This window comes from Burkholderia sp. YHN3-13 (assembly GCF_055810675.1).
The window spans coordinates 93,227-106,761 of the sequence record NZ_JBVVNQ010000002.1 but is presented as its reverse complement, the minus strand read 5'-3'; the positions used below and the strand labels follow the sequence as shown (position 1 = coordinate 106,761).

The following is a 13,535-nucleotide window of genomic DNA, read 5'->3' as shown; positions in this document are numbered from 1 at the left end:
CATGTACTGCGCAGAGATGGGACTGGCCGACAGCAGCAGCCCGTACCGGCCAGCCGAATACCGGATCAAATGGGCGGCGCTTCCCTGGGAAATCGACGAGGCATACAAGCTGCGCCGGGCCGTGTTCTGCATCGAGCAGGGCATCTTCGCCGGCGACGATCGCGACGATATCGACCGCCACGCGCAATTGCTGGTCGCGGTCAGTTGCTGCGCGGGGCTGCCGGAGCAGGTGGTCGGCACGGTGCGGATTCACGAAACCGGGCCGGGAACCTGGATGGGCTCGCGGCTCGCGGTGCATCCGGCATTCCGGCGGCAAGGCAGGATCGGCTCGATGCTGATCGCGCTGGCCGTCAGCAGTGCGCATGCCGAAGGTTGCCGGCGCTTCGTCGCACACGTGCAATCGCAGAACGTGCCGCTGTTTCTTCGGCTTCACTGGGATGCGCTCGGCGAGGAAACGTTGTTCGGACGTCCTCATCAACTGATGCAGGCCCAGCTTGAACACTATCCGCCGTGCGGCACGCCGTTCGAGGGTTTCGTCCTGCGGCTGGAGGGGGCGCAATGAGTGTCGAGGATCGCATCGCGACGCTGCGCGCGAGCCGCGGCTTCCAGCACAAGCACGACATCGCCGGCGTGGTTGCGTCGCTCGCGGGCGCATTACCGAACGGCGAACGGGATCTCGCACAGGCCGTCGCGCTCGGTGACGACTGCGCGGCGATTCCCGACGCGGACGGCTACCTGCTGTTTGCGATCGAGGGGATGGTCGGCGATTTCGTCGAGTCGATGCCGTGGTTTGCCGGGTACAGCGGCGTGATGGCGAACGTCAGCGACATCTACGCGATGGGCGGGCGGCCGATCGCCGTCGTCGATGCATTGTGGAGCGACGGAATCGACGCCGCGCGGCCGGTGCTCGCCGGGATGGCCGCGGCGGCGTCCGCGTACGGCGTGCCGATCGTCGGCGGCCACAGCAACACGCGCAGCGTGCAGGGGCAACTGGCCGTATCGATCCTGGGCCGGGCCCGCGCGCTGCTGTCGAGCTTCAGCGCGCGGCCGGGCGATCGCTTGATGATGGCGGTCGATTTGCGCGGCGCATTCGAGGCACCGTATCCGTTCTGGAATGCGTCGGTCGGCGCGCCGCCGGCCCGGCTGCGCGGCGATCTGGAGATTCTGCCGACGTTGGCCGAAGCCGGGCTGTGCGACGCCGCGAAGGATATCTCGATGGCCGGCGTGCTCGGGACGGCGCTGATGCTCGCCGAATGCTCGCGCGTCGGTGCGCGGATCGCGCTGGACGCGATCCCGCGTCCGCCAGGCGTCGACTTCGATCGCTGGCTGACGGCCTTTCCGAGCTATGGGTTCGTGATGGCGGCGCGGCCGGCGCACGCCGACGCGATCGCGGAACGCTTCGCGGCGCGCGGGCTCGCGTGCGCGGTGATCGGCGATATCGACGCCTCGCGCGAGGTCGTCGTCGAAGAGGCGGGCGAAACGGCGGTGCTGTGGGATTTCCGGGTCGAGCCGTTCATTACCTGCCCCGTTGGGGATGTGCGATGAGCGCCGATACGTTGCGCATCGCGCTGCTCACCCACTCGGTCAATCCGCGCGGCGGTGTCGTGCACGCGCTGGAACTCGCCCGTGCGCTGCGCGATGCGGGCAGCGACGTCACCGTGTTCGCACCGGCCGCGCCGGGCGAGAGAATGTTCCGCGACGTCCGGTGCCGCGTCGTGCTGGCGCGCGTCGATGGCCATCCGCGCAGCGTCACGGACATGGTGCGCGCGCGGATTGTCGCGATCAGGCATGCATTGCTGGAGCACGATGCAAGCGGCTTCGACGTGCTGCATGCCCAGGACAGCATCACGGGCAATGCGCTGGCCGACCTGAAGCAGTCGGGTGCAATAGACGGCTTCGTACGGACCGTGCATCACCTCGACGTATTCGACGACCCGCAGCTCGAACGCTGGCAGGCGCGCGCGTGGCGAGCGGCGGACCAGGTGCTGTGCGTGAGCGCTGCGTGGGCGGCCACGATGCGCGGGACGTTCGGGGTCGACGCAAGCGTGGTGCCCAACGGCGTGGACGTCTCCCGGTTCGCTCGGGCGGATCGGGCGGCCGTGCAGGCGGTGCGGCAGCGGTTCGGCCTGCACGGCACGCCGGTCGTCCTGGCGATCGGCGGGATCGAGCAGCGGAAAAACTCGATCGCGCTGCTCGAGGCGTTCGCCCGGCTGCGCGGCACGATGCCCGACGCACGGCTCGTGATCGGGGGCGGCGCGAGTCTGCTCGATCACGATGCCTACGCGCGCCGCTTCGTCGCGCGCGCCGCCGCGCTGGGGCTGGGGATCGGCGTCGACGAACCCGTCGTGTCGACGGGGCCGCTCGACGATGCGGCGCTGGTCGCGCTGATGCACTGCGCCGACGTGGTGTCGATGGTGTCGATCCGGGAGGGATTCGGCCTGGTCGTGCTCGAGGGGCTTGCTTGCGGAAAGCCCGTGGTCGTATCCGAAATCGAACCCTTTACCGAGTATCTGGACGAGCGCGTGTGTGTGTGGGCCGATCCCGCCGATGTGGATTCGATCGCCGGCGCGCTGCGCGACGCGCTCTCGGGACGGCGTGCTCCCGATTTCGCACGTGCCGTGCCCGCGCTGATGAACCGCTTCACATGGGAAGCGAGTGCGCGCAGGCATCTGGACATCTACCAGGACAGGCTGGCGCAGCGTGCGCAAGCATCGTCCGCCAAGTGAGGAGGCATCATGCCGGTCATGCATTTTCGGGTCCGTTGGCCCGACCAGTCGGAAACCAATTGCTATTCGCCTTCGACCGTGGTGTCGGAATTTTTCACGCCCGGCACGCAATACGCGCTCGACGACTTCGTCGAGCGAGCCCGGCGTGCCCTGGGTATCGGGTCCGAGCGCGTACGGGAGAAATACGGGTTCGCGTGCTCGGCCGCGATGGATGAACTGGCACGGATCGAAGCGCACGCGCAACGATTTTCTCCGCAGGGCGATGCGACCGTGACCGTCATCGAGCTCGTTTAGGGCGTCCGGCACGCGGCAATCCACCGTCGTCTTCAACACACATTCAGGACTGCATCATGTCAAGCGAACCCGTTGTTTCATCCAGCCTCCCGGATATCGATTCCCGTCTCGGCGTAGCGGTCATCGGCGGCGGGCAGGCAGGACTGTCGATCAGCCACTACCTGAAGCAGGCAGGTATCGATCATCTCGTGTTCGAAAAGGAGACCGTGACGCACACGTGGCGCACGCAGCGCTGGGACGCGTTCTGTCTCGTGACGCCGAACTGGCAGTGTGCGCTGCCGGGCTATCCGTATCGCGGTGCGGATCCGCACGGCTTCATGACGAAGGACGAGATCGTCGAGTATCTCGACGGATTCATCCGCAGCGTCGATGCCCCGGTGCTGGAACACACCGCCGTCGAGCGTGTGACGCGCGACGCGGACGGACGCTATCGCATCGCGACGTCGCGCGGCACGTACACGGCGGATCGGGTCGTCGTGGCATCGGGCGGCTACCATCGGCCGATCGTGCCGCGGATGGCCGAGCGGTTTCCGGCCACGATCGTGCAGATCCAGTCGTCGGAGTACCGGAATCCGGCCGCGTTGCCGGACGGCCCGGTACTCGTAGTCGGATCGGGACAATCGGGTGCGCAGATCGCGGAGGACCTCCACCTCGCCGGGCGAAAGGTGTTCCTCGCGGTGGGCGATGCGCCTCGCTGCGCCCGTTTCTACCGGGGCAGGGACGTCGTCGACTGGCTGGCCGACATGCAGTACTACGACATGCCGGTCGATGCGCATCCGCTGCGCGAAGGCGTGCGCGACAACACCAACCATTATGTGACCGGCCGCGACGGCGGGCGCGATATCGATCTGCGCCGCTTTGCCGCCGAAGGGATGGAACTGTACGGGCGGCTGGAGGATTTCACGGGCGGACAGTTGCGCTTCTCCGCGGATCTGGCGGCGCGGCTCGACAGCGCGGACGATACGTACAACCGGATCAACGCCGGCATCGATGCCCATATCGAGAAGAACGGAATCGCGGCGCCCCCTGCGACGCGTTACGCGCCCGTGTGGCGTCCGGCCGGCGAGCGCACGGCGCTCGATCTCGCGGCGAGCGGCATCGCATCGGTCATCTGGTGCATCGGCTTCACCCCGGATTTCAGCTGGCTGGATGCGCCGGTCTTCAACGGCCGCGGTTATCCCGCGCACCGGCGCGGCGTGACGCCGGTTCCGGGGCTCTACTTCGTCGGGCTGCCGTGGCTGCACACGTGGGGATCGGGGCGATTCTCCGGCGTTGCGCGCGATGCCGCCCATATCGTCGACCAGATCCGGGCCGAGATGACGGCGCCGCGGCGCTCATCCGAAAGCGTGGCTGCCTGACGCCGCTGCATACGCCATCCATCGCCATCGAGCCGGCATGCCGCGACGCGCGCACGCTAGGCTCGCGGAAGACTGGCCGGGCGACGCGTGCAGGCAGCGTCGCCGAGATGCGCCGGCCGCGCGTGCGGGCCGCGACGACCCCGGGTTCTTCGACGAGGGGCGGCAGCATGCCCATGCGACGATCGCGCCGATGCCCGCCGGTTTCGGCGCGTCGGACTACGCCGACAATCTCGCCTATAACGATGTCTACGATCGCGCGTTGGAAAGTCAAACCGAAACGAAGCTCGATTCAGGCAATTGACTCCGCCGGACGATTGCTTTAAAAAGTAAAGCATGACCACGCCAAGAATCGGACAACGCGTTCGCGGATCGACGACGGGGCGGCCCATCATGGTCGTGCTGGATCTGCTCGGGCGCCGCACCGCGCTGCGCATTTTGTGGGAGCTGCGCGGCTCGCCGCTCACGTTCCGCGCATTGCAGGAAGCCTGCGAAACGAACGCGCGTCTGCTCAACACGCGGCTGGCCGAGCTCAAGGCGTCGGGCCTCGTCGAGCACGGGGAGGGCGGCTATCGTATGACCGCCGAAGGCCGCCGGCTCGAAGCGGCGCTGCAGCCGTTGCTGGGGTGGGCAAGAGAGTGGGTGAAGCGCGACCCGGACGGGCTGGACGCGGCCGATCGCGAACAAGCCGGTCAGGCGCGCTGACCGCTCCTGCGCGCGGGTGCGGTCGCATCGTCATTCCAGGTCACGTGTCACGTGTCACGCGTCGAGCGTGATCCATTTTTCGTTCGCGGAGTCCATTCATGCCTGTTCGGGCCGTCATATTCGACTTCGATCTGACGCTGGCGGATTCGTCCGCGGCGATCGTCGAATGCACGGAATACGCATTGCATCGGCTTGGCGCGGCACGCGCGACACCCGCGCAGATCGGCGCCGTGATCGGTCTGACGCTGCCGCAGATGTTCCGTTCGTTGACGGGCGAGACCGAAGCGGCGCGGGCCGATGCGTTCGCGCGGCACTTCGTCGCGCGTGCCGACGAGATCATGGTGCCCGGCACGCGCATCTATCCCGAGGTGCCGCCGCTGCTTGCACGGCTGCGCGAGCAAGGGCTCGCCGTCGCGATCGTGTCGTCGAAGTTTCGCTACCGGATCGAGGCGATTCTCGAGCGCAACGGCTTGCAGTCGCTGGTCGACGTGTTGATCGGCGGAGAAGACGTGCAACGTCACAAGCCGGATCCCGAAGGGCTCGTGCTGGCGTTGGCGCGGCTGGGCCTGCCTGCCGCCGCCGCGATCTATGTCGGCGACCATGCGGTGGACGCGCAGGCGGCCGAGCGCGCGGGCGTGCCGTTCGTCGGCGCGGTGACCGGCATGACGTCGTTCGATGCGTGGGCGCGCGCGGGCAAGCAGGCGGTCCCGGCGCATATCGGCGAACTGGCCGCGATCGTGCGGCGGATGCAGCACGAGCCGGGCCGGGCGTCCGGCCCGCACGGCGTCTGACGCCGGTTTCGGGAGCCGCACGATGCCGCGCCGCGTGAACCATCTCCGCTGGAAGATCGTCGCGTTTCTGGTCGCGCCGCTGACCTTCGTGATGACGCTCGATCGCGCGGCGATGGCCGTGGCCGCTCCGGCGATCCAGGGCGAACTCGGCCTGTCGATCGTCGAGATGTCGATGATCCTGACGATCTACTTCTGGGCCTATGCGCTCGGCCAGATCCCGGCCGGACGCGCGGCCGAACGCTTCGGGTCGCGCCGCGTGCTGTTCGGCACCAGCACGCTGTGGTCGCTGATGATGATCGTCATGCCGCTCGGCGGTTCGTTCGCCTGGTTGTTCGGTTGCCGGCTGGTGCTTGGCGGCGCGCAGTCGGCAGACTGGTCCAGCAGCGTCGTCGCGCTCAAGCGCTGGTTTCCGGCCGGCGAGCGTGCGAAAGGCAACGCGGTGCTGCTCGCGGGGCTGTATCTGGGCCCGATCGTGTCGGCGCCCCTCACGGCCTGGACGATCGTCCATTTCGGCTGGCATGCCGTCTTCCACGGATTCGGCGCGCTCGGCCTGCTGCTCGGCGCAATCTGGTGGTTCGGCTACCGCGATGCGCCGGCGTCCCATCCGCTGATCACGCCGGCCGAGGCGGACTACATCGCGGCCGGCCAGCCGCCCGGCCAGACGGCCGTGTCGGGTTCGCTCGCGCGTTGCCTGCGGCTGGGGCGTTTCTGGATCTTCGGCATTCAGTACTTCCTGCTCGTGCTGATCCAGAGCTTCTACACGACGTGGCTGCCGACCTACCTGATGCGCGCGCGCGGCCTGTCGCTGAAGGCAATGGGGCTGTACGCGTCGCTGCCGTGGGTGGCCGTGTTCGCGGCGGTATTCGTCGCGGGTACCGTCAGCGACCGGTTGCTGAGGAAAACGGGCTCGATCTACCGGGCGCGCACGCCGGTCGCGATCGCGGGATTCGTCGTGAGCGCGCTGGCCCTGGTCGCCGCGTCGCGCGCGCAGGCGATGGCCGCGGTCATCGCGCTGCTGTGCCTGTCGTTCGCGGCCGTCGGGTTCGTGCAGGTCGTCGTGTGGTCGGCCGCGCAGGATCTCGGGCGGCCGTTCGCCGGCGTGATGTCGGGCTGGACCAACGTATGGGGCGCCCTGTCGAACGTCGCGGGGCCGATGGCGCTCGCGTTCGTCGTCAAGATCACCGGCAGCTGGGGCAGCGGGATGGTCGTGATCGGTGCCGCGGCGGCCTGCGGCGCGGTGCTGTGGCTGTTCGTGCATCCCGAGCGCCCGCTGCTGGCCGCGACGGCGGGCGGCTTGCCGCCGTCGGCAGCGGGCGGGAATGCGCCGCGCGGCGACGCGGGCGCAACCCGTGCCGACGCCGGGCGGGTGTCCGAGCCGGCCGACTGAGCCGTATTGCGCAACGGGCCGGCAGCGCGCGACGGATTCTGCGACCATCGCCGTTAAAGTCCTGTCCGCAACCCGATCCGCTGCCATGTCCCTTATTTCCGTTGCCTTTGCCAGCATCCGGCCCGCGCGTGCGCGGTCGTTCGCCCGTGCGCTGTCGTTCGCACTTTCGCTCTCGGTTTCGATCGCCTGTGCCGTCATCGGCATGGCGGGCAGTGTGCGTCCAGCCGAAGCCGCGACGCCTACCCAGCGCGAACGTCTCGAAGCACCGGTCAAGGCCGTCGCCGACCAGCGCGTGGCCGTCGCGACGCCGCAGGGCAGCGCGGCGCTGCCCGTCTATGCCGACCATCCGCTCGATCAGCCCGCGCCCGACGTCGTGCGCGTGTTCATCGTGATTCACGGCACGCTTCGCAACGCCGACACGTATTACGCGTCGGGGCGCCAGGTCGTCGAGAAGGCCGGCGCGGCCGGCAGCGGCACGATGGTCGTCGCGCCGCAGTTCCTGACGCGCGCCGATACGCGCGCATTCTCGTTGCCCGCATCGACACTCGCGTGGACGCAGGAAGGCTGGAAGGGCGGCGAACCGGCGCGCCAGCCGGGGCCGGTCAGCTCGTTCGCGGCGCTCGACGCGCTGCTCGCGCATTTCGCCGACCGCGGCCTGTACCCGTCGCTGACGACGGTCGTCGTGATCGGTCACTCCGCCGGCGCGCAGTTGCTGCAGCGTTACGCCGTGGCCGGGCACGAAGGCGACGCGCTGGCGCGTGGCGGCGTCGCCGTGCGCTACGTGGTCGCGAACCCGTCGAGCTACCTGTATTTCGACGACGAACGGCCGAATGCCGACGCGATCGCGGGCGGCATCTGCCCGCGCGCGACGCAATGGAAGTACGGGCTGAAGTCGGCGCCGCCTTACGTCGCGTCGCAGGATGGGCGCGAACTCGAAACGCGTTATGTGGCGCGCGATGTCGTGTACCTGCTCGGGCAGGCCGATACGAATCCGTACACGCATTTCATCGACCGTTCGTGCGCGGCGATGGCGCAGGGCCCGTACCGGCTCGCGCGCGGGCTCGCGTATTTCGACTACCTGAAGAAGCGGCACCCGGACGATCTCGCGCAGCAGGTCGTCGAAGTCCCGGGCGTCGGGCATGACGGTCTCGGCATGTTCACGTCCGCTTGCGGGCTGGCCGTGCTGTTCGGGCAGGCCTTGCCGCAATCGTGTCCGGTCGTCGCCGGCACCGCGTCGGCGATGCGGGCGGCAGGGCCGTGAGCGGGCGAGCGAGGTGCGCGCGCGGCGAGAATCGATCGATCAGAAAAATGCAGGAATCGGCGACATAAATTCATTTCCCTGCGCGGCGTTCGCGGTTCAGGATGATGGCGTTCCCAGGAGCGTCCCCATGAACATCACGATCCTCGACGATTATTTCGACACGCTGCGCACGCTGCCGAGCTTTCGCAAGCTGGACGGGCAGGCGGTCACGATCTGGAACGACCATGTGCAGGACGTCGACGCGCTGGCCGAACGCCTGCGCGATACGGAGGTGCTCGTGCTGATTCGCGAGCGCACGCAGATTCGCGCGCCGCTCATCGCCCGGTTGCCGAAGCTGCGGTTGATCAGTCAGCGCAGCGTGTATCCGCATATCGACATCGACGCGTGCACCGCACACGGCGTGATCGTGTCGTCGAACCAGCATGCCGGCACGCCGTCCTATGCGGCTGCCGAACTCACCTGGGGCCTCGTGCTGGCCGCGATGCGCCAGATTCCGCAGCAGATGCGCGCGCTGCAGGCCGGCCACTGGCAAACCGGCGTGGGCCGGACGCTGCGCGGGCGCACGCTGGGCATTTACGGCTACGGCCGGATCGGTGCGGAGGTCGCCCGATACGGCGCCGCGTTCGGGATGAACGTGCTGGTCTGGGCGCGCGAAGCGTCGCGGCAGCGCGCCCGCGACGACGGCTGGCACACGGCGCCGGACAAGCGCACCTTCTTCGAAACCTGCGACGTGCTTTCGTTGCACATGCGGCTCGTGCCCGCCACGCGCGGCATCGTGACGGCCGAGGATCTCGGCCGGATGAAACCCGATGCGCTGCTGGTGAACACGAGCCGTGCGGGCCTCGTCGCCGCGGGCGCGCTCGAGGCGGCATTGCAGGCCGGCCGGCCCGGGATGGCGGCGCTCGACGTGTACGAGACCGAGCCGCTGCGCGACCCGCGGCATCCGTTGCTGCGGTTGCCCAATGTCGTGTGCACGCCGCATATCGGCTACGTGACCGAGGACGAATACGAAACGCAGTTCTCGGATGTGTTCGACCAGATCGTGTCCTATGCGGCCGGACAGCCGATCCACGTGGTCAACCCGGACGTGCTCGCGCACGAAGTGGCATCGATCGAGCCGTTGATCCTCGACCTGCTCGAATGGATCGGGCCCGGCGCGCGGCCGTACGACGAGGTGATCGACGCATGGCGCACGTCGTGCCCGCGCCTGCCGGTCTGGGAGGAGGCGTGCGCGCGCGGTTACGTGGTCCGGCACCATGCGCCCGGCGGCGTGGCGGAGGTCGAAGTGAGCGAAGCCGGCCGCGCCCGTGTCCGGGCCGCGCGCGCCTGAGCGTGCGGGGCGGGCGGCGAGCGGCGAGCGGCGAGCGGCCACGCCGTCCGCGCGTCATGCCGTTTTTTCGGCGACCGGCGCTGCGTCCGGATCGTACACCGTCAAGCCTTCCGTCGGATCCGTCGGCACGTCCCACGGGCGCGCGGCGATCGCCCGTTTCGCCGCGTCGTAGCCGGCCTGCCGGCGCGCCGCGATGCCGGCCGGCGTGAAATCGATGTCCTTCAACTGATTGTCGCCGTCGAGCCGCGGCGCGGCGAGCTTGATCAGGTGCATCGTCGTCTCGCATCCCCACGCGGCGAGCCGGCGCACCGCGGGCGACGCACGGTCGGCTTCCGGCACGTGCCGGACCAGCTCGCGGATCACGTGGCGCAGTCGGTGAATCTGCTGCTGGCGCGCGATGTGGCTGTCGGTGCGGCTCGCGTACTGGATGTCCTTCTGTCGCTCCGACACCTGCCAGATGCTCTCGGGCTCGGGGCCGGCCGGATTCCACATCTGCACGGAGAAGATGATCGAGCTGCGGCGCGGGTTGTCGTCGAGCACGGCCTCGACCGGCGTATTCGAATACACGCCGCCGTCCCAGTACGGCGCGCCGTCGATCCGTATCGCCGGAAACGCGGGCGGCAGCGCCCCCGAACTCATGATGTGCTCGATCCCGAGCCGTGTATCGCGTGAATCGAAATAGCGCATCGTGCCCGTACACGCGTTGACGGCGCTGACGGTCAGGCGCGGATGGCCCGCGTTCAGCAAGTCGGGATCGACCAGCGACGCGAGCGTGTCGCGCAGCGGCGCGATCCGGTAGTACGACGCGCGATCGACGCCGAGGCGCGCCAGCGGCCCGAACCACGACGCCGGATTGGGCTGGAAGAAGCCCGTGATGCCGCCGCCGATGATCATCAGCTCGGCCAGCATCCGGTCCCAGCCGGGCACCAGGGGCGGGACGTCGAAACGGGTCCGCTCGGTCACGCGCCGCCAGAACGCCGACAGCTTGTCGTAGCGCTGCTCCGGCGGATTGCCCGCGATCAGCGCCGCGTTGATCGCGCCGATCGACGTGCCGACCACCCAGTCGGGCCGGATCCCGGCTTCGTCCATTGCCTGGAACACGCCGAGCTGGAACGCGCCCAGTGCGCCGCCGCCCTGGAGCACGAGCACGACTTGCCCGGGGAGGTCCATTCGTGCCGGCTCGCTCGCGGTCATGGCTTGCCTCGCTGCGTATGGCGGTGGGTCGGATCCGAACAGTTCGATTCAGTTTAGGCGATCGATCGCGCGGCGTCGCCCGCCGCGCGACGGCGGCCCGCGTTTGCGTTGCCGCTCGCGTCCGACCCTTTGGCGCGGCCGGCGTCACGCGTCCGGGTAAGGCGTGCCGTCCTTGTGCAGGAACCGGCCGTCGCGGCTCGGGCTCATCAGGTCGATGTCCGGGCAGGTGATCATGTCGTCCGGCGAACGCGAGCCGACTTCGAGATAGACGGCAACCGCGTCCGACCGGTTGACCAGGTGGTGACCGTTGCCCGAGTTCTTCGGAAACGCCGCGCAGTCGCCCGCGCGCAGCACGGTCTCGCCGCCGTCCTCGATCATCACGAGCTCGCCTTCGAGCACGTAGACGAATTCGTCCTCGTCGGAATGCCAGTGCCGCTGGGCCGACCACCCGCCCGGCGGCACGCGCATCAGGTTGACGCCGAAGTCGCGCAGCCCGCCCGCGTCGCCGAGACGCTGGCGGACGCGCTGCACGCACGGCGCGTCGAACGGCCGCGGATAGCCGCTGCCGCGGCGTTCGGGCACGGCGCCGAGGTCGATCCTGGGCATGGGCGGCTCCGTCTGCCACGCGGGCGAATGGGACGGCGATCATTGTAGGCCGATGCCGCCCGCCGTTCGTTCGCGTCGTTTGGCGGGCCGCGTCATTCGACGGTGATCGTCTCCTTCATGTACGGGTGAATCCCGCAGAACACCTTGTAGACGCCCGGCTTGTCGAAGCGAAACGAGTAGGTGTCGCCCTGGTCGAGCGCCGCCGAGTGAAAGATGCCGGCATCGTTGACGACGGTGTGCGGTTCGCCGTCGAGGTTCTTCCACGTGACGGTCGTGCCGGCCTTGATCGTGGTCGACATCGGCGAAAACATGAAATTGCGGATCGTCACGAGCGGGCCGGTCGGGCCCTGCGCGAACGCGGCGAGCGGCGTGCCGGCGGCGGCCGCGCACAGGATCAGCGCGGCGACGGTGCGGGTTGGCATGAAGCGGATCATGTCGTTCTCCTTGTTTTCATCAGGCCAGCGTCGTGTCGTGAAGCGACGACGCAACCGGATGGCCGGCGAATTCGACGGTCGTCACGCCGAGCATCGCGGGCAGCCGGTCGCGCGGCACCGTGAGCGGCACGGGGCCCGGGCCGTTGCCGGCCGTCGGCTGCGGGAACGCGGTGGAGCGCGCGGTATGGAACGTCACGTTGCCCTCGACCTTTGACACGATCTGGTGAATGTGCCCGTTCAGCACGGTGACCGAGCCGAAGCGGCGCAGCAGCGCCATCGTCTGCGGCGCGTCGCCGGTGCCCCAGCCCCACGGTTCGTAGATGGTCCACATCGGCATGTGCGAGAACACCACGATCGGCGTGCTCGACGAGCGGCCCTTCAGGTCCTGCGCGAGCCATGCGAGCTGGTCGTCGCCGAAGCTGCCGAGCCCGTTCGGCTTGAAGTGCATCACGTTGACGAGGCCGATGAAATGCACGCCCGCGTGATCGAAGCTGTAATAACCGCGGTTGTCCGACGCCTTGCCGAACCGGCCGAAATACTCGGCGCCCGACCCGTCGGTGACGTCGTGCTCGCCGGGCACCGTGTGCAGTTCCGGCACGCGCAGCGCGGCCAGCAATTGCGACGCGTGGTCGAACTCCTCGGGCTTGGACAGGTGCGTGATGTCGCCCGTATGGATGGCCAGCGCCGGCATCGCGGGCATCCCGTTGACGAGTTCGATCGTCTGCTTGAGCGTGGCCGATACATCGGGATTCGCGTCCTTGTTGAAGCCGATGTGCGTATCGCTGATCTGCACGAACAGCGGCTTGCCCGCGTCGGCCGGGCGCGCATCGCCGGTCTGCGCGAGCGCGAGGTCGAACGGCGTCAGGATGCCGCCCGACAGCGTAAACAGCGTGCCGAGGCCGCCGAAGGCCATGCATTGCAGGGCCTTGCGGCGCGACGGGCGGGTAGGGGTCGATGAAGACATGGGAGCCTCGCAATCGTGTGACGAAACCGGACGGCCGGATCGTCCTGGAATAAGCCGGCGCCTTCGGATGCGATACCGGCGAAGCGGCGGATTTATTCCCGCGCGCGACGCGGTCGACTCCCCCGTGTTCGCGGCTTCCGGGGCGCCGCGCGATGCCGGGAGGATGACCCGTCAATGTCCTGTAAGTGACACGTCATATTTGCGTCACGGCCGACCGATAGCCTGCGACTCCGAATCACCTCTCTCCGGAGCCCCTTCATGCCGAACCTCGCGGCAACGGAAACGGGCGGCGCGGTCGGCCGCCGCACGCGCACGACCCGCCTCGTGCGGTTCTTTCTGATCGTTGCCTGCGGCATCGCCCATGTCGGCGTTCATCCCGATGCCGAGCCGAGCCCCGTCAAGGAACGCACGGTCCCGCCGTTCCTGCTGCTGTTCGTCGCGCGGCTGATGGCCGGGATGGCCGGCGCGTACGGGCTGCCGGTATGACT

Annotated in this window: 15 protein-coding genes and 1 pseudogene; 12 read left to right on the top strand and 4 right to left on the bottom strand. The window is 68.6% G+C overall.

What is annotated here, in order from left to right:
- The first annotated feature begins 1 nt into the window (after position 1).
- From AC0KUR_RS05410 to AC0KUR_RS05360, 11 genes and pseudogenes are all read left to right on the top strand, one after another.
- Positions 2–562 carry an MSMEG_0567/Sll0786 family nitrogen starvation N-acetyltransferase gene (locus AC0KUR_RS05410; RefSeq protein ID WP_124607758.1) on the top strand — a complete coding sequence of 187 codons (561 nt, stop codon included), beginning with the start codon at positions 2–4 and terminating at the stop codon, positions 560–562.
- Positions 559–1,545 (top strand): sll0787 family AIR synthase-like protein, encoded by a 987-nt coding sequence (locus AC0KUR_RS05405; RefSeq protein WP_473375498.1) that lies wholly within the window; start codon positions 559–561, stop codon positions 1,543–1,545. Before AC0KUR_RS05410 ends, AC0KUR_RS05405 begins: the two co-directional genes overlap by 4 nt.
- Positions 1,542–2,726, top strand: coding sequence for an MSMEG_0565 family glycosyltransferase (locus AC0KUR_RS05400; protein WP_473375497.1), 1,185 nt, complete (start codon positions 1,542–1,544; stop codon positions 2,724–2,726). The genes AC0KUR_RS05405 and AC0KUR_RS05400 overlap by 4 nt, the downstream gene beginning before the upstream one ends.
- 9 nt (positions 2,727–2,735) lie before the next feature.
- Complete coding sequence (locus AC0KUR_RS05395) at positions 2,736–3,020, top strand: MSMEG_0570 family nitrogen starvation response protein (RefSeq protein ID WP_034189497.1); 285 nt, start codon at positions 2,736–2,738, stop codon at positions 3,018–3,020.
- Positions 3,021–3,076: 56 nt separating this feature from the next.
- A complete protein-coding gene (locus AC0KUR_RS05390; protein ID WP_473375496.1) occupies positions 3,077–4,378 on the top strand; it encodes an MSMEG_0569 family flavin-dependent oxidoreductase in 1,302 nt (433 codons plus the stop codon).
- Between the two features lie 37 nt (positions 4,379–4,415).
- Positions 4,416–4,679: a hypothetical protein gene (locus tag AC0KUR_RS05385; RefSeq protein WP_473375495.1), complete on the top strand. Its 264-nt coding sequence runs from the start codon at positions 4,416–4,418 to the stop codon at positions 4,677–4,679.
- 89 nt (positions 4,680–4,768) lie between these two features.
- On the top strand, positions 4,769–5,080 hold the full coding sequence (locus tag AC0KUR_RS05380) for a winged helix-turn-helix transcriptional regulator (protein ID WP_473375494.1): 312 nt from the start codon (positions 4,769–4,771) through the stop codon (positions 5,078–5,080).
- Positions 5,081–5,178: 98 nt separating this feature from the next.
- Entirely contained in the window at positions 5,179–5,871 is a 693-nt protein-coding gene (locus tag AC0KUR_RS05375; protein WP_069706345.1) for an HAD family hydrolase, read from the top strand.
- 34 nt (positions 5,872–5,905) lie between these two features.
- A complete protein-coding gene (locus tag AC0KUR_RS05370) occupies positions 5,906–7,258 on the top strand; it encodes an MFS transporter (protein ID WP_473375493.1) in 1,353 nt (450 codons plus the stop codon).
- Between the two features lie 85 nt (positions 7,259–7,343).
- Positions 7,344–8,519 (top strand): alpha/beta hydrolase, encoded by a 1,176-nt coding sequence (locus tag AC0KUR_RS05365; RefSeq protein WP_473375492.1) that lies wholly within the window; start codon positions 7,344–7,346, stop codon positions 8,517–8,519.
- A gap of 127 nt (positions 8,520–8,646) precedes the next feature.
- Positions 8,647–9,615 (top strand): annotated as a pseudogene (locus AC0KUR_RS05360) (D-2-hydroxyacid dehydrogenase family protein); the annotation flags it as partial.
- Positions 9,616–9,903: 288 nt separating this feature from the next.
- On the opposite strand, the gene AC0KUR_RS05355 reads toward AC0KUR_RS05360, so the two are convergent.
- The 4 genes from AC0KUR_RS05355 to AC0KUR_RS05340 form a co-directional block, all read right to left on the bottom strand.
- Positions 9,904–11,043 (bottom strand): patatin-like phospholipase family protein, encoded by a 1,140-nt coding sequence (locus AC0KUR_RS05355; RefSeq protein ID WP_473375491.1) that lies wholly within the window; start codon positions 11,041–11,043, stop codon positions 9,904–9,906.
- A 144-nt stretch (positions 11,044–11,187) separates the two neighbouring features.
- Complete coding sequence (locus AC0KUR_RS05350; protein ID WP_034189504.1) at positions 11,188–11,649, bottom strand: cupin domain-containing protein; 462 nt, start codon at positions 11,647–11,649, stop codon at positions 11,188–11,190.
- 92 nt (positions 11,650–11,741) lie between these two features.
- Positions 11,742–12,083, bottom strand: a complete 342-nt coding sequence (locus AC0KUR_RS05345; RefSeq protein ID WP_034189505.1) for a plastocyanin/azurin family copper-binding protein — start codon at positions 12,081–12,083, stop codon at positions 11,742–11,744.
- 19 nt (positions 12,084–12,102) lie between these two features.
- On the bottom strand, positions 12,103–13,047 hold the full coding sequence (locus AC0KUR_RS05340) for a metallophosphoesterase family protein (protein ID WP_034189506.1): 945 nt from the start codon (positions 13,045–13,047) through the stop codon (positions 12,103–12,105).
- 258 nt (positions 13,048–13,305) lie between these two features.
- On the opposite strand from AC0KUR_RS05340, the gene AC0KUR_RS05335 reads away from it, so the two are divergent.
- The gene (locus tag AC0KUR_RS05335; RefSeq protein WP_473375490.1) at positions 13,306–13,533 is read left to right on the top strand and encodes a phosphate transporter; all 228 of its coding nucleotides are present in this window, start codon (positions 13,306–13,308) and stop codon (positions 13,531–13,533) included.
- Positions 13,534–13,535 lie beyond the last annotated feature (2 nt).

What these genes read in the sequence shown, in the direction of transcription:
- AC0KUR_RS05400 (WP_473375497.1), top strand. Translation starts at nt 1,542, where the DNA reads ATGAGCGCCGATACGTTGCGCATCGCGCTGCTCACCCACTCGGTCAAT.
- AC0KUR_RS05350 (WP_034189504.1), bottom strand. Translation starts at nt 11,649, where the DNA reads ATGCCCAGGATCGACCTCGGCGCCGTGCCCGAACGCCGCGGCAGCGGC.
- AC0KUR_RS05395 (WP_034189497.1), top strand. Translation starts at nt 2,736, where the DNA reads ATGCCGGTCATGCATTTTCGGGTCCGTTGGCCCGACCAGTCGGAAACC.
- AC0KUR_RS05365 (WP_473375492.1), top strand. Translation starts at nt 7,344, where the DNA reads ATGTCCCTTATTTCCGTTGCCTTTGCCAGCATCCGGCCCGCGCGTGCG.
- AC0KUR_RS05335 (WP_473375490.1), top strand. Translation starts at nt 13,306, where the DNA reads ATGCCGAACCTCGCGGCAACGGAAACGGGCGGCGCGGTCGGCCGCCGC.
- AC0KUR_RS05380 (WP_473375494.1), top strand. Translation starts at nt 4,769, where the DNA reads ATGGTCGTGCTGGATCTGCTCGGGCGCCGCACCGCGCTGCGCATTTTG.
- AC0KUR_RS05355 (WP_473375491.1), bottom strand. Translation starts at nt 11,043, where the DNA reads ATGACCGCGAGCGAGCCGGCACGAATGGACCTCCCCGGGCAAGTCGTG.
- AC0KUR_RS05345 (WP_034189505.1), bottom strand. Translation starts at nt 12,083, where the DNA reads ATGATCCGCTTCATGCCAACCCGCACCGTCGCCGCGCTGATCCTGTGC.
- AC0KUR_RS05405 (WP_473375498.1), top strand. Translation starts at nt 559, where the DNA reads ATGAGTGTCGAGGATCGCATCGCGACGCTGCGCGCGAGCCGCGGCTTC.
- AC0KUR_RS05340 (WP_034189506.1), bottom strand. Translation starts at nt 13,047, where the DNA reads ATGTCTTCATCGACCCCTACCCGCCCGTCGCGCCGCAAGGCCCTGCAA.
- AC0KUR_RS05410 (WP_124607758.1), top strand. Translation starts at nt 2, where the DNA reads ATGTACTGCGCAGAGATGGGACTGGCCGACAGCAGCAGCCCGTACCGG.
- AC0KUR_RS05375 (WP_069706345.1), top strand. Translation starts at nt 5,179, where the DNA reads ATGCCTGTTCGGGCCGTCATATTCGACTTCGATCTGACGCTGGCGGAT.
- AC0KUR_RS05390 (WP_473375496.1), top strand. Translation starts at nt 3,077, where the DNA reads ATGTCAAGCGAACCCGTTGTTTCATCCAGCCTCCCGGATATCGATTCC.
- AC0KUR_RS05385 (WP_473375495.1), top strand. Translation starts at nt 4,416, where the DNA reads ATGCCGCGACGCGCGCACGCTAGGCTCGCGGAAGACTGGCCGGGCGAC.